Below are 14425 nucleotides of genomic sequence, written 5' to 3'. Positions count from 1 at the left end.
GAGGGCGGGGTGCGGAGAGCGGGGTGCGGAGAGCGGGCCTGCGGGGGCGCCGGTACCGTCGGGGCATGGACATGTCCTGGTGGCCGGCTCTGGCCGTGGTCGTACTGCTCGCTCTCATTGCCGCGATTGCCGACGGGCGGGGGCGGCTCGGGCGGGGGCGTCAGCGCCCTGGTGGGCGTTCTGCGCGGCAGACGCGTCCGCCGGGCAGGCGGGAAGGGCCGCGGGGCGGGCCGGAACGGGCGCCGCGGCCGGGTGAGATCTGGTGGGCGGAGGTTCCGTACGAGGACGGGCCGGGGGCGAAGGACCGGCCCTGTCTGGTGCTGTCGGTTCGGGACGGTGCGGCGCTCGTCGCGAAGATCACCAGCAAACACCACGAGGAGCGGCCCGGGGTGATCGCGCTGCCGCCGGGTTCGGTGGGGGACGCGCAGGGGCGCGCGAGTTTCCTGGAGACGGACGAGCTGCGGGATGTGGCGGTGCGGGGGTTCCGGCGGCGGGTGGGGACGGTGGACCCGGCGGTGTGGGAGCGGGTGCGCGGGATCGGGTGACGGTCGAAAAAGCCCTCGGCCGCCGGACCCGCTGGAATTCCGGCGGGTCCGGCGGCCGGGGGCGGGACGGAGTACGGCGACTTGGTGTGAGCTCCTCTTACGCCCAGAGCTGGCCGTGCAGCGTTTCGATGGCCGCTTCCGTCGTGGGGGCCGTGTAGACGCCCGTCGACAGGTACTTCCAGCCGCCGTCGGCGACGACGAAGACGATGTCGGCCGTCTCCCCCGCCTTGACCGCCTTGGTGCCGACTCCGATCGCCGCGTGGAGTGCGGCGCCGGTGGAGACGCCCGCGAAGATGCCCTCCTGCTGGAGGAGTTCGCGGGTGCGGGTGACGGCGTCGGCGGAGCCGACTGAGAAGCGGGTGGTGAGGACCGAGGCGTCGTAGAGCTCGGGGACGAAGCCCTCGTCAAGGTTGCGGAGCCCGTAGACGAGGTCGTCGTAGCGCGGCTCGGCGGCGACGATCTTGATGTCGGGCTTCTGTTCGCGCAGGTAGCGGCCCACGCCCATGAGTGTGCCCGTGGTGCCGAGGCCCGCCACGAAGTGGGTGATGGAGGGCAGGTCGGCGAAGATTTCGGGACCGGTGGTGGCGTAGTGGGCGCCCGCGTTGTCCGGGTTGCCGTACTGGTAGAGCATCACCCAGTCGGGGTGCTCGGCGGCCAGTTCCTTGGCGACGCGGACGGCTGTGTTGGAGCCCCCGGCCGCCGGGGAGGAGATGATCTCGGCGCCCCACATGGCGAGCAGGTCGCGCCGTTCCTGCGAGGTGTTCTCCGGCATGACGCAGACGATGCGGTAGCCCTTGAGCTTGGCCGCCATGGCGAGCGAAATGCCGGTGTTGCCGCTGGTGGGCTCCAGGATGGTGCAGCCGGGGGTCAACCGGCCGTCCTTCTCGGCCTGTTCGACCATGTGGAGCGCGGGGCGGTCCTTGATCGAGCCGGTGGGGTTGCGGTCCTCCAGCTTGGCCCAGATGCGGACGTCGTCCGACGGTGACAGCCGCGGCAGGCGGACGAGCGGGGTGTTGCCCACTGCGGCGAGCGGGCTGTCGTACCGCATCAGTTCATGCCGCCGGCGACGGCCGGGAGGATGGTGACGCTGTCGCCGTCGCTGAGCTTGGTGGAGATTCCGTCGAGGAAGCGGACGTCCTCGTCGTTGAGGTAGACGTTCACGAAGCGACGGAGCTGGTCGCCGTCGACGATGCGCTCACGGATGCCGTTGTAGCGGCTGTCGAGGTCCGTGAAGAGGTCGGCGAGGGTCTCTCCGGTGCCGTCGACGGCCTTGGCGCCGTCGGTGTAGGTGCGGAGGATGGTCGGGATGCGGACCTCGATGGCCATGGCGTGGCTCCTGTCGAAAGCGGAGTGGTGGCGCGCGGCTCTGCCCCCGCGCGGGGGTGGTGTGTCTGGACGGTGCTCGGGGCCGCGGCCCGGCTCAGGCCTTGCGGCCGGCGGGCAGGCGGCTTGTACAGATCGCGCTGGAGAGCCTGCACAGGTCGACGTGCAGGCGCGCGACGAGCAGCATGCCCGGCGTCTTGTCGCTCACGTCATGGGGAACCATGGGCTCATCGTATCGATTCCCGGTCCGGAGTCCGGCATGTGATCTCACCTGGTGGATGGTGAGCGTTCGCCTGGTGGACGGTCGGGGGCAGCGCGGGGAGCCGCGGCGGACCGGGGCGGGGGTTCGCCCCGGCCCGCTGGAGGTCAGGCGGGTTCGTACGCCCCGACGACCTTGACGTCCTCCTCGGTGATCACGCCGTCCACGATGCGGTACGAGCGGAACTGGAAGGGGCCCGCGTCGTCGGTGTCGGCGGTGGAGACGAGCACGTAGTGGGCGCCGGGCTCATTGGCGTACGTGATGTCGGTGCGCGAGGGGTACGCCTCGGTCGCCGTGTGCGAGTGGTAGACGATCACCGGCTCCTCGTCGCGGTCGTCCATCTCGCGGTAGAGCTTCAGCAGGTCCGCGGAGTCGAACTCGTAGAACGTGGGCGAGCGGGCGGCGTTGAGCATGGGGATGAAGCGTTCGGCGCGGCCGGTTCCGGCCGGGCCCGCGACCACGCCGCACGCCTCGTCGGGGTGGTCCGCGCGGGAGTGCGCGACGATCTGGTCGTACAGCTCCTGGGTGATGGTCAGCATGGCGCCAGGATAAGCAGACGGCCCCCGCGCACCGAGGAGTGGTACGCGGGGCCCGTATGCCGGACGGCCGGGTCGGGTCAGCGCTTGGCGAAGGCCGTGCTCTGGGGGTTACGGGCCTTGAGGACCAGGTACGAGATGCCGAGGATCAGGGCCCAGAGCGGGGCGCAGTACAGCGAGATCCTGGCGTCCTTGTCGATGCCCATCATCACGATCACCATGCCGATGAAGGCGAGGGCGAAGACGCTGGTGTACGGGGCGCCGGGGGCTCGGAAGGCGGACTGCGGGAGCACTCCGCGGTCGGCCAGGCGGCGGTAGCGGATCTGGCAGACGAGGATCATGATCCAGGCCCACATGCCGGAGATGGTGGCGAAGGAGACGACGTAGGTGAAGGCCTCCCCGGGCCACTGGTAGTTGATCCAGACGCCGACGAGCATGAGGGCGGCGGAGAAGGTGGTGCCGATGAGCGGGGTGCCGCTCCTGGTCAGCCGGGTGAAGAACGTCGGGCCCTGTCCGTTGAGAGCGAGGTCGCGCAGCATGCGGCCGGTGGAGTACATGCCGGAGTTGCAGGAGGAGAGGGCCGCGGTCAGGACGACGAAGTTGACGATGCCCGCGCCGATGCCCAGACCCATCTTCTGGAAGGCGGCGACGAACGGCGAGATGCCGGGCTGGAATTCCGTCCACGGGACGACGGCGAGGATCATGATGAGGGCGCCGACGTAGAAGACGGCGATGCGCCACGGCACGGTGTTGATGGCCTTGGGCAGGACGGTCTTCGGGTCCTTGGACTCACCTGCGGTGACGCCGACGAGTTCGACGGCGAGGAAGGCGAACATCACGATCTGCAGGGTCATCAAGGTGCCCTTGATGCCGTGCGGGAAGAAGCCGCCGTCGGCCCACAGGTGGGTGACGGACGCGGTGTCGCCGGCGTCGGAGAAGCCGAGGGTGAGAATTCCGGCGCAGATGAGGATCATGCCGACGATGGCGGTGACCTTGACCATCGAGAACCAGAATTCGAGTTCCCCGAAGAGCTTCACGGAGATCAGGTTCACGCCGTACAGGATGATCGTGAAGATCAGTGCGGACACCCATGGGGGAATGTCGAACCAGAACGTCATGTACTGGGCTGCCGCGGTGACTTCGGTGATTCCGGTGACGACCCAGAACAGCCAGTAGGTCCAGCCGGTGACAAAGCCTGCGAAGGGGCCGACGAATTCGCGGGCGTATTCCGAGAATGAGCCCGAGACCGGGCGGTACATGAGGAGTTCGCCCAGGGCCCGCATGATGAAGAAGATCACCAGGCCTGCGATGGCATAGGCCAGGATGAGGCTGGGTCCCGCCTTGGCGATGGCTTTGCCCGCGCCGAGGAAGAGGCCGGTTCCGATGGCCCCGCCGATCGCGATCATCTGGATCTGGCGGGCGCCGAGGGCGCGGTGATAGCCCTCGCCCGAGGTGGTGGCATCTGCGGCTTCCGCGGCCTGCTGCGAGCCGCCCTGTCCCTTGTCGACCTGCGCCGATGTCATGTGTTGCGCCTTTCTCCACGCTGATCCGCGCCTGACGGCTGCGGATCAGGTCCTGATCCCCCCGGATATGGATGGAGTGCGACCGGCGGTCCGCCGGTGGTAGCGCCCCCGGGAACAGGGATGGCGTCCCCGGGTGGTCGTGAAGATTTATCACGGAGTCACCGGTGGCCCATTGGACATCGTGTGGTGCACACCATAGGAAAAAGCGGACAAGGGCCTCTAATCGCCGCAAAAAAGGCCATTCAGGTGATGGGATCGTTATGTGGATTTGAGTGCCTGTTGATCGAACACTCCGACCCGGCCCCGAGGGGAGGTAAAACCCGATCAAGGAAAGGCGGGTGAGTCGCGGCGTCCGGTGCGGTGCATCGCCACGGGGTGGCCCTGGGACGCCGGAGCATGCGCACAGCGGAGCCGTACGGGCGTTTCGGCAACGCCGGGCGTGGGGCCTCCCCCGTTCGAGCGAAGCCGAGCACGTGGGGACGTGCCAGGCGTCGCGGCCCCGGCCTTGATCCGCCGGACGGCCGCTACGGCATCAGGGTCTCGACGAGCGTCTCCTGGAGCGCGCCCAGCCAGAGGTAGGCCATGACCATCGGCTTGCGCGGGTCGCTGTCGGGCAGCCGGTAGAGCGAGCCCTCACCGCCCTCGTCCTCGTCGGAGACCTCCAGGCGGGTGCCGATGGTGAGGCGGAGGTCGTTGAGGGCGCCGAGCCAGTTGCGGCATTCGTCGGCGCTGAGCGTGAGGACGGCGCCTTGCTCGCCGGACGGGAGCGCGTCGAGGGTGCGTACGACGGCGAGCGCGTCGTCGCGCTTGCGGGTGCGCAGGTCGTTCTCGGTGAAGCGGCGGAACTCGGCGGACGCGGCGCGCAGTTCGCTGTCCTCGTCGCCGTACGCCTCCGGGAAGAGGCGGGCCAGGGCCGGGTCGGTCGGCGGCTCGCTGGGCCCTTCGGCGAACAGGGCGGCGAGCGGGTCCGCACCGTCGGCCGGTTCGTCGCCGGGTCCGATCAGTTCCAGCAGTTGGACGGCGAGAGAGCGCAGGATCGCGATCTCCACCTCGTCGAGCGCGACGGCCGCGCCGCCGCCGGGGGTGGCCTCGAAGTGGCCGGCCATGGGTTATCTCCGATGGTGGGTCGGGCGGGGCAGAGGTGGAGGCTAGTTGCGGTCCTGCGTCAGGGTGGCCCAGAGCCCGTAACCGTGCATGGCCTGGACGTCGCGCTCCATCTCCTCGCGGCTGCCGCTGGAGACGACGGCGCGGCCCTTCTGGTGGACGTCGAGCATCAGCTTGTGGGCCTTGTCCTTGGAGTAGCCGAAGTAGGCCTGGAAGACATAGGTCACGTAGCTCATGAGGTTGACCGGGTCGTTGTGGACCAGGGTCACCCAGGGCACGTCGGGCTCGGGGACGACAAGGTTCTCCTCGGCCGATTCGGGGCGCTCGATCTCTACAGGGGCGACACTCACCTACCCCATGCTGCCACCCGGGAGGGGGCATCGCACAAACGGTTAGATCTCGTCACTCTGACGAAATAGGGGTAGCATCCGGGCCATGAACTCTGCGGACCTTGGGCGACGGGTCGGTGTGCCGTCGACAGCGCTCTTCACCGACCAGTACGAGCTCACGATGGTGCAGGCGGCACTGAAGGCGGGCACCGCCGACCGGCACTCGGTCTTCGAGGCGTTCACCCGCCGACTGCCCGAGGGGCGGCGCTACGGCGTCGTCGCGGGCATCGGACGCGTCCTGGACGCAGTGGAGAACTTCCGCTTCGACGACGAGATGCTCACCTTCCTGCGCGACCGGAACATCGTCGACGGGCCGACGCTCGCCTGGCTGGCGGACTACCGCTTCAGCGGCGACATCTGGGGCTACCCGGAGGGCGAGGTGTACTTCCCGGGCTCGCCGATCCTGCGGGTCGAGGGCTCCTTCGCCGAATGCGTGCTGCTGGAGACGGTGATCCTGTCGATCCTCAATCACGACTCGGCGGTCGCCGCGGCGGCGTCCCGGATGTCGGCGGCGGCGGGCGGGCGCAGGCTGATCGAGATGGGTGCACGACGCACCCATGAACTGTCCGCGGTGGCGTCGGCGCGGGCCGCGTACATCGGCGGCTTCGACGCGACATCCGATCTGGCGGCCGGGTTCCGCTACCACATCCCGACGGTCGGGACGAGCGCGCACGCGTTCACGCTGCTGCACGACAACGAGCGCGACGCGTTCCGGGCGCAGGTCGACTCGCTGGGCCGGAAGACGACGCTGCTGGTCGACACGTACGACGTCGCCGAGGCGGTCCGTACGGCGGTCGAGTTCGCCGGGACCGAGCTGGGGGCCGTCCGGATCGACTCCGGGGACCTGCTGCTCCTCGCGCACCGGGTGCGGCAGCAGCTGGACGAGCTGGGCGCCACCGAGACGAAGATCGTGGTGACGTCGGACCTGGACGAGTACGCGATCGCGTCGCTGGCCGTGGCACCGGTCGACGCGTACGGCGTGGGCACGCAGCTGGTCACCGGCAGCGGGCAGCCGACCTGCTCCATGGTCTACAAGCTGGTTGCCCGGGCGAGCTCCGCCGATCCCGCGGAACCGCTGCGGCCGGTTGCGAAGAAGTCGCTGGGGGCGAAGTCCTCGATGGGCGGTCGCAAGTGGGCCGCGCGGCGACTGGACGAGAACGGAGTGGCCGAGGCCGAGGTGGTCGGCACCGGTCCGGTGCCCGACGGGCTGGCCGACCGACAGCTGCTGGCCGAGCTGGTCAGGGGTGGTGAGGTGATCGCGCGCGAGTCGCTGGACACGGCGCGGGAGCGGCATATGGCGGCGCGGCGGGGGCTGCCGATGTCGGCGATCCAGCTGTCCAAGGGGGAGCCGGTGATTCCGACGGAGTTCGTGTGAACGTACTGGGGGAAGGCGACGGTCGCTGTTAGCAGCGATACGCCCTCTCCCGCAAGGCGGTCTTTGTCTCTAGGCTCGAATTGCAGCCCCCGAACTTCACCGTTCCGCTCTCCTCCCCCGCTTCTCTTCCCCAACGAAGGACACCCGCCATGCACCGCGCGTTGATCGTCGTGGACGTTCAGAACGACTTCTGCGAGGGCGGCAGCCTCGCGGTGACGGGGGGCGCGGATGTCGCCGCCGCCATCACCGACCTGATCGGTGAGGCCCAGGCCGGATACCGCCATGTGGTCGCCACCCGTGACCACCATGTCGACCCGGGCAACCACTTCTCCGCACAGCCCGACTTCGAGCACTCCTGGCCCGCGCACTGTGTCGCCGGCACGGAGGGGGTGGGCTTCCACCCCAATTTCGCCCCGGCGGTCGCTTCCGGCGCGATCGATGCGGTGTTCGACAAGGGGGCGTACGCGGCGGCGTACAGCGGCTTCGAGGGGGTCGACGAGAACGGGGTGGGGCTCGCGCAGTGGCTGCGGGACCGGAGGGTCACCGAGGTCGACGTCGTCGGTATCGCCACGGATCACTGCGTGCGGGCGACGGCGCTGGACTCGGTCCGGGAAGGGTTCGCGACGCATGTGCTGCTGGACCTGACCGCGGGGGTCGCCGCCGCGAGCACGGGGCGGGCGCTGGAGGAGCTCCGGGAGGCCGGGGTTGAGCTCTCCGGCAAGCCGGTGGTGTAGGGCGGGGGCGGTTGCCGGGGCCGTCCGGCGGCCGCGTTGTCCTCGATCGCCGGACGGGCTTGTCCTTGCCGGCGTGGCGCTCGATGTGCGGGCCGGTTTGCGGCCCGGGTCTTGTTCTGGGGCACCGGACCGCTCGACGTGGCAGGGCGGGACGCAGGCGCCCTCAGGACTGGTGGACCGGTACCGGTGGGCGCAGGAGTGCCCGGATGGGGTGCCAGAGTTCCTGCGCGTTCGCCGGTCTCGCTCGCCAGAGCAGGCCGTCCGGGTGGTGCAGCACCGCCGTGATCTCGTCCGGCGTGGGCGGTTCCGCGTTGCCGCGGAGGTAGACCGCCCGGAGGCCCACATTGCGCAGGCGCGTCAGTGCGCGGGCCCGGTTCGCCGCGTGCACCAGGACCCGGACCGGGGTTCCCGGGCCCGTCCCGTCCGCCGGGCCGTTCAGGGTGATCGCGACCACCACACTGCCGTTCGGCAACGTGCTGAATCCTCCGCCTGCCATGCTCCACACTCCCCCGTGAGACATCGCGTCAATAAGAATCCGAATAAGAGGCACCTAAACACGATCGGCCGCCGCCCGCTAGAGGGCGTCGGCCGATCATGCTTTGACCTGCGGTGATGCGGAATTACTTGTGCGAGGCGCCAACCTTGACCGTGACCGTCGAGCCGCTGAGCGGCTCGCTGACGATCGTGATCCGGGTGTTGGTGTCAGCGACCTTCACGCTTCCGGTCTTGTTCTCCGCGTACCAGTAGGTGCCCTCGTGGTCGTCGAAGACCGGGACGCCCGGCTGGGACTTGATCTTGACCGCCACGTCGGCCTTGTGCAGCGTGAAGCCGTCGGTCGGCTGCCAGCTGAACGGCGCGTCGAAGGGCTGGATCTTGTTGCGGATGACGGTGCCGTCAGCCCACTTCAGCGGCTTGGCGTGCGCGTCGATCGGCAGGATCAGGCCCTTGCCCGGGTGGGTGGAGACGTTGTTGTCCTTCTGGGACTGGTCCCAGAGCCAGATCATCAGACCGTTCTGGTACGGGTAGTGCTCGACCCAGTCCGGACGGGTCGCGGAGAAGCCGAAGTTGTACGGGCCGACCTTGAGGGTCTGGTCGTACGAGACGTACTGGCGGTTCTCCGCGATGTAGTACTGCGGGTAGTCCTTGGTGAACGACTCACCGACGCGGGAGAAGCCCTTGGCGGTCCAGCCGTTGTCGTCGCCCTCGGCGTTGTCCGAGAAGATCACGGCGCCGTCGGCGGTGATCGAGATGGTGTCGGCCGCGAAGCCGACACCGCCCGCGCCGCCGTCAGTGGCGTAACGGAAGCGGATGTCGATCTTCTTGCCCGCGTAGGCGTCCAGCGGGTAGGAGAGCTTCCGGTACGTGCCGGAGACGTCGGTCAGGGCCGGCTTGTCACTGGCGTCGCGCGGGAGCGCCTTGCCGTCGGCGGTGCCGTCGATCGCGGTCCAGCTGGTGCCACCGTTCGTGGACACCTCGGTGTAGAGGAAGTCGTAGTCCTTCTCGATGTCCCAGAAGCCCGCGAGGTCCAGGGACGCCTTGGACTTGCCGGTCAGGTCGACCGAACGGGTGAGGGTGTTGTTCAGGTTGTCGCCCATGTCGCTCCACCACTGCTTGGAGCCCTCCGCGGGCTTCGTGACAGCGGTGGTGACCGGCTTGTCGGGCAGCGAGACGAGGAGCGCCTGCTTGTCCTTGGTGTTGTACTCCGAGACACCCAGCTTGTGGACCGAGTTCGTCGCGGCCTTGGCCGAGGCGTAGTCGAGCCAGCCCAGCTGCAGCTTGTCCCAGGCGGTCATGTCGCCGGGCAGGTCACCGATGGCGTTCTTACCGGTGCCGAGCCAGGAGCCGGCCGACATCAGGGACCAGAAACCGACGGAGTTCTCGGCGCGGTTGGTGGTGTCGTAGAGGTCCGGCAGACCGAGGTCGTGGCCGTACTCGTGGGCGAAGACACCCAGGCCGCCGTTCTCGGGCTGCGCGGTGTAGTCGCCGACCCAGATGCCGGTGTCACCGATCTGGGTGCCGCCGGCCTTGTTGTAGGCCGGGCCGGTCGCACCGGCGTTGGTGCCGTACGCGTACCAGCGGTGGGCCCAGATGGCGTTCGAACCCTCGACGCCGCCGCCGGCGGACTCGTCCTCACCGGCGTGGACGATCTGGAAGTGGTCGATGTAGCCGTCGGGCTCGTTGAAGTTGCCGTCGTTGTCGTAGTCGTAACGGTCCCACTGGTCGTACTGCGCCAGATCGGCCTTGATCTGGTCCGTGGTACGGCCCTTGGCCTTCTGGTCGGCGGCCCAGGTGTTCACTCCGTCGCGGACCATGTCCCAGACGTTGGCGCAGTTGGTCGAGCCGCAGTAGTTGGAACCGTAACGGGCCTCGTTGTACGGGACCTTGACCCAGTCCGAGACATTGCCGTCGACCGAGTAGCGTCCGGAGGACGTCTTCTCGTAGTACGTCTTCAGCGAGTTCTTGCCGGCGCCCGTACCGAAGTAGAGGTCCTGGAAGTGCGCCTGGTTGTAGTCGGCCTGCCAGGCGGTGCTGTTGTCCTTCGCCGGGTCCGGCTTGGCTATCTTGTTGTGCAGCGGTCCGGGCGTGCCGCCGTACTTCTTGACGGGCGGCTCGGGGCCGTCGCCGTCCGGGTCGAACATGGTCGTGTCGTCGACCTTGTCGCCGAACTCCACCAGGATCGTGAAGATCTTGTCCGTCTTCTCGCGGCCGAGCTCGACGTACTTCTTGTCGCCGAGCTTGACGACCTTGGAGCCGTCGCGGTTCGACACCTTCTTGTCGCCGGACACGACCTGCTCCAGGGCGGCCTGACGCTGTGCGTCCTGCTGCTCGCTGAAGGGGCCCTTCAGGTTGTGCGCGTTACCCTCGGCCGACCCCGGGTCGCGGCGGTCGATGCTGGATGCGGCGGCGCCTGACGCCTTGTCATCGGCCTGTGCGGTGGCGAAGGTCGACGCCGTGGCAGCGGTGGCGGCCATGGCCACGACAACCGCCGCGGCGCGGAGCGTCCTTCTCTTAGTGGTCACTTGATGCAGTCCTCCCCGGCGCTCGCGGCTGCGGCCCGGGAGTGATGAGGAGGCCGCGCGCGGATACGCGTCACAAGTGACGTCATTCGACCGGAGTTACACGAGAAAAGACAGATCTTGACTTGAACAGGCCAAGTGCATTATGCGGGAGTGCAGTTCCGTTATGCGGACGTTCACCGAACGGGCGACCGGCGCGCCAATGCCCCCCTTTGACGCACTGGATGACTCAGTGCGCCCCCCATGCACCGGCACCGTGGGTTAGGTCACGCTTACTACCGGTTCCTCCAGGGCATCCACCGTCGTAGAGTCGCTTGACAGTGCGACCGCGTTGAGAGACTGCCCCTTCCGATGCCCCGAGGACGGATACTGCCATGCCGCGTCCCACTGCTGCACAGCTCTCCTACGGATCGGTCACCGTCGTCTTCTCGACGCTCGCCATGCTCCTGCTGTCCCGCACGAGTTCGGGCGTCGGCATCGCCGTCATCGGCACGGCGGCACTGGCGCTCGGTCTGCTGGTGGCCGTCACCGTACCCCTGCCGCTGCGGATGAAAACAGGGAACGCGGCGAAAACGGCAAAGACGGCGACCGCGGTTCGTACGAACCACGGCGCCGTCTCCACCGTCGGCGCAGCCGAGGACATCGAGCTCGACGACGTCCAGCCGGCCAGGATCCCGGCCGCCCGCACCGCCGAGCGCGTGGGTGAGCATTCCCTGCGCCGCTGACCTGGCAACCGGCGGCACGCTTCTCGGGCGGACCTAGGCGGACGTCGGCTAGGCGGTCGAGACCACCACCGTCTTGGCCGCCTTGTCCTGCAGCCCCTGGCGGTACGGCTTGTCCGTGAACATCAGCACGATGTTGATCAGCCACCACAGGCACGGGCAGCACAGCAGCGCCGGCAGCCACAGCACCACGGCCCGCAGGAACGCGGCACCGGTGTCCGGCACACGGCCGTCATTGAGCATCGCGACCCGCAGATTCAGCAGCCGCTTGCCGACGGTGCGGCCGTCCTTGTGCGTGAAGTACGTGTCGTACGCCACGTAGGCCACGAGCCCGATCAGCGACCAGAGCAGCTGACGGCCGCTGTAGGTCTGGTTGAAGGCGTTACTGAAGTTGTCGTAGTTGCCATTGGTGTTGTTCGGCGACACCTCGACCGGGCCGCCGAACGGCAGCGAGATCAGATACAGCGGGATCGAGATGATCAGGAAATCGATCAGCCGGGCCAGGATCCGCTTGCCGGGCTCGCCGAGCGGCGGCATGCCCGCCAGCGGGTCCGGGCCGCCGTACGGGCCACCGCCGTAGGGACCGGGCTCGTACGGCGGCGGCGGAGGCGGAGCGCTGTCGTAGGGCGAACCCGACGACGGCGGCTGAGGCCCCTGCGGCTTCTTGAGGAACGGGTCGTCCTCGGGAGGCTGGCCGGACGTCGGCTGATCGTTGCTCATGGGGGCAGTGCACCCCGGCCCGCGGGTGCCCGCAACGGCTCAGGTGCGTTCGGGGGAACGCGGCACGGAGCAGCCGCTCACCCGGTGAGCCGTCAGCCGCGCGGGTCGCCCGCGCGGCGTCGTCGTGCTCGTCGTCAGCCCGCCACGAAGGTGTGTGCCGCCTTGTCGTGCCAGCACTGCCGCCACGGGCGGTCGAACAGGCACCACAGGACATTGACCACGCCGATGACCAGCAGACCGAGCACGCCGTAGACCAGCCAGCGGCGGAGCGCGGCACCGAAGGAGGGCGCCCCGTGGGACTCGATGTCCCGTACCTCCAGACCGCAGAGCTTCTTGCCGAGCGTACGGCCCCACTTCGCGGTCGGCAGGACCTCCAACAGCACGCCGAGCACCAGGAACGCACCGAGCACCCCGCCGAACAGCCCGGCCGTGGTGGAGTCCACCAGCCAGACGGTGACCGTCCGGCCGGACAGCTTCGCCGCGTCGATCTTGTCGCCGATGTGGTCCATCGCCCGCGAGACGAGCGGGAACCCGATCGCGCCGACGAGCGCGCCCAGCACGACCGTGTCGACGAGCCGGGCGGCGAACCGCTTGCCGAGCCCGGCGGGGCGAGCGGCCGCCCGCGCCTGTGCGAGCTGCTGGAAGTGGTCGTCGACCGGGGGCTTCCAGGGCACGACAGGGCCGTCCGGCTGAGCCGCCTGCGCACCGACACGCTGCTGGGGCGGCACGGCCTGCTGGGACTGCTTGGGCCCGAATTGCCGCTGTTGCGGGGGCTGGGGCTGCGGGTGGGCGGCCTGCTGGGGCGCGTCCGGCTGGTGGGCCTGCTGCGCCCAGGAGGCGGCGGCGCCGCCGGGGCCCGGGGTGAGCGGATTGGCCGGGGCGGGCGCGAGTGCGGGCACCGGGGCCGGCGCGAGGGCCGCTGCGGAGGGCAGCGGGGCGCCGGTGCCGGGGGGAACCGCGCGGATCGACATCGTCCCGTCGGCCGGTTCCTGTTTTGCGTTGCGGGGACGGGGCGACCGGCCCCCCTGTCCCACGGGGCGGATCGTGGCCGTACCGTCGGCAGGCGGACGCCCCGCCTCACCGCTGCCGCCTCCGGGCTCGGCCGGGCGGTCGGCCCGGATCGCGACCGTTCGCTCGGGGGCCTGGCTGTTGCCGCCCCGCATGCCCGGCAGCGCACCGCCCGTGGGGTCCTGCGGCGCGGGCAGGCGTGGGTCCGCGGGGGCCCGGTCGGCGGGGGCCCCGCGGTCCGCAGGGACCTGGCCCGCTGCTCCGGCCCCGCCCGGCTGCCCCGTACCGCCTGTGCCACCCCAGGACACCCGCCGGTCGCGTTCCCCACCGAAGCCGGTCTGCCGGGAGGCGTCGGCCTGCCAGGCGGACGAGGGTTCGGGTCGGTTGCTGTCGTTCGGCTCCTCGTCGAGGAAGACCGGACCGGTTTCGTCCACCGGCGCGTAGGTCGGGCCGGATGCCTGGGCGGGCATCGGTGCCGAAGGCTGCGGCTGCGGTTCGGGCGTTGCCCCCTCGGAGGGCGTCGCGGCCGTCGGTTCGCCCTGCTGGGGCGCGGGACGGCTCGTACCGGGAACCCACGAAGTGCCGTTCCAGTACCGGACATATCCGGGAATGGACGGGTCGGGGTAATACCCCTCGCGGGGCCTGTCGTCACCGGGTGCCGGGGTTGGGGCGCTCATCACCGTGGTCCCGTATCTCTTCGAAGCCTCAAGTCAACGGACCACATCTATCAGACAGCCGCGTACCCCCGGGCCGGTCCCGGCGTTTGGAGCACTTTCCGGTCAGGGTGAAGTTCTTTCCGGAAGTCGCGTCATAGGTGGCGGGGAAGGTGCTCTCTCCAGGTGCGGGCCGGTCAGGGGACCGGTCCACCGGCACCGAAAGGACGCACTCATGCACACCGTTGTGGAACGCGACCTGGAACTCGAGCTGGTCCTGTCGCCGGAGCGGAGCATCCGCGTCCCGGCCCGGCTGACATACCGCACGGAGGATCCGTACGCCGTGCACGTCGTCTTTCACATCGGCTCCGACTTCCCCGTGCACTGGACGTTCGCCCGCGATCTGCTGGTCGAGGGCGTGTTCCGGCCCTGCGGGCACGGGGACGTCCGGATCCGGCCGGCCACGATCGAGCGGCGCGACGTCCTCTGCGTGGCGCTGAGCTCGCCCGTCGGCGGC

General features: G+C 69.4%; 15 protein-coding genes and 1 pseudogene. 5 read left to right on the top strand and 11 right to left on the bottom strand.

Annotated features, from left to right (window positions below; all coding sequences use genetic code 11):
- The first annotated feature begins 65 nt into the window (after positions 1-65).
- The gene (locus tag ACGFSA_RS19060; protein ID WP_393305611.1) at positions 66-545 is read left to right on the top strand and encodes a type II toxin-antitoxin system PemK/MazF family toxin; all 480 of its coding nucleotides are present in this window, start codon (positions 66-68) and stop codon (positions 543-545) included.
- A gap of 97 nt (positions 546-642) precedes the next feature.
- On the opposite strand, the gene ACGFSA_RS19055 is transcribed toward ACGFSA_RS19060, so the two are convergent.
- The 7 genes from ACGFSA_RS19055 to clpS form a co-directional block, all read right to left on the bottom strand.
- Positions 643-1593, bottom strand: coding sequence for a cysteine synthase (locus ACGFSA_RS19055; protein WP_327246117.1), 951 nt, complete (start codon positions 1591-1593; stop codon positions 643-645).
- Positions 1593-1871: a MoaD/ThiS family protein gene (locus ACGFSA_RS19050; RefSeq protein ID WP_358857702.1), complete on the bottom strand. Its 279-nt coding sequence runs from the start codon at positions 1869-1871 to the stop codon at positions 1593-1595. Before ACGFSA_RS19050 ends, ACGFSA_RS19055 begins: the two co-directional genes overlap by 1 nt.
- 94 nt (positions 1872-1965) lie before the next feature.
- A complete protein-coding gene (locus ACGFSA_RS19045) occupies positions 1966-2091 on the bottom strand; it encodes a putative leader peptide (RefSeq protein WP_268250412.1) in 126 nt (41 codons plus the stop codon).
- Positions 2092-2234: 143 nt separating this feature from the next.
- Entirely contained in the window at positions 2235-2666 is a 432-nt protein-coding gene (locus ACGFSA_RS19040; RefSeq protein WP_393305607.1) for a Mov34/MPN/PAD-1 family protein, read from the bottom strand.
- 77 nt (positions 2667-2743) lie between these two features.
- Positions 2744-4186: an amino acid permease gene (locus ACGFSA_RS19035; protein WP_393305605.1), complete on the bottom strand. Its 1443-nt coding sequence runs from the start codon at positions 4184-4186 to the stop codon at positions 2744-2746.
- A gap of 524 nt (positions 4187-4710) precedes the next feature.
- Complete coding sequence (locus tag ACGFSA_RS19030; RefSeq protein WP_393305603.1) at positions 4711-5292, bottom strand: DUF2017 domain-containing protein; 582 nt, start codon at positions 5290-5292, stop codon at positions 4711-4713.
- Positions 5293-5334: 42 nt separating this feature from the next.
- Complete coding sequence (gene clpS / locus ACGFSA_RS19025) at positions 5335-5640, bottom strand: ATP-dependent Clp protease adapter ClpS (protein WP_018555894.1); 306 nt, start codon at positions 5638-5640, stop codon at positions 5335-5337.
- Between the two features lie 85 nt (positions 5641-5725).
- Between clpS and ACGFSA_RS19020 the strand changes: the two genes are divergently transcribed.
- Positions 5726-7054: a nicotinate phosphoribosyltransferase gene (locus tag ACGFSA_RS19020; protein ID WP_393305600.1), complete on the top strand. Its 1329-nt coding sequence runs from the start codon at positions 5726-5728 to the stop codon at positions 7052-7054.
- 149 nt (positions 7055-7203) lie between these two features.
- The gene (locus ACGFSA_RS19015; protein ID WP_393305598.1) at positions 7204-7788 is read left to right on the top strand and encodes an isochorismatase family protein; all 585 of its coding nucleotides are present in this window, start codon (positions 7204-7206) and stop codon (positions 7786-7788) included.
- Positions 7789-7951: 163 nt separating this feature from the next.
- Here the strand turns inward: ACGFSA_RS19015 and ACGFSA_RS19010 are convergent, their stop codons facing one another.
- The gene (locus ACGFSA_RS19010; RefSeq protein WP_393305596.1) at positions 7952-8284 is read right to left on the bottom strand and encodes a hypothetical protein; all 333 of its coding nucleotides are present in this window, start codon (positions 8282-8284) and stop codon (positions 7952-7954) included.
- 124 nt (positions 8285-8408) lie between these two features.
- Positions 8409-10808, bottom strand: coding sequence for an immune inhibitor A domain-containing protein (locus ACGFSA_RS19005; protein ID WP_393305594.1), 2400 nt, complete (start codon positions 10806-10808; stop codon positions 8409-8411).
- A 371-nt stretch (positions 10809-11179) separates the two neighbouring features.
- On the opposite strand from ACGFSA_RS19005, the gene ACGFSA_RS19000 reads away from it, so the two are divergent.
- Positions 11180-11530, top strand: coding sequence for a hypothetical protein (locus ACGFSA_RS19000; protein WP_393305592.1), 351 nt, complete (start codon positions 11180-11182; stop codon positions 11528-11530).
- A gap of 48 nt (positions 11531-11578) precedes the next feature.
- Here the strand turns inward: ACGFSA_RS19000 and ACGFSA_RS18995 are convergent, their stop codons facing one another.
- Both ACGFSA_RS18995 and ACGFSA_RS18990 read right to left on the bottom strand, forming a co-directional pair.
- Positions 11579-12247, bottom strand: a complete 669-nt coding sequence (locus ACGFSA_RS18995) for an RDD family protein (RefSeq protein WP_393305590.1) — start codon at positions 12245-12247, stop codon at positions 11579-11581.
- Between the two features lie 134 nt (positions 12248-12381).
- A complete protein-coding gene (locus ACGFSA_RS18990; RefSeq protein WP_393305588.1) occupies positions 12382-13932 on the bottom strand; it encodes an RDD family protein in 1551 nt (516 codons plus the stop codon).
- Between the two features lie 211 nt (positions 13933-14143).
- Here ACGFSA_RS18990 and ACGFSA_RS18985 point away from each other — a divergent pair.
- Positions 14144-14422 (top strand): annotated as a pseudogene (locus ACGFSA_RS18985) (SsgA family sporulation/cell division regulator); the annotation flags it as partial.
- Positions 14423-14425 lie beyond the last annotated feature (3 nt).

Origin of the sequence: Streptomyces sp. NPDC048496, from assembly GCF_043200055.1 — a bacterium.
GTDB lineage: Bacteria > Actinomycetota > Actinomycetes > Streptomycetales > Streptomycetaceae > Streptomyces.
This window is presented reverse-complemented; position numbering and strand designations above follow the sequence as displayed.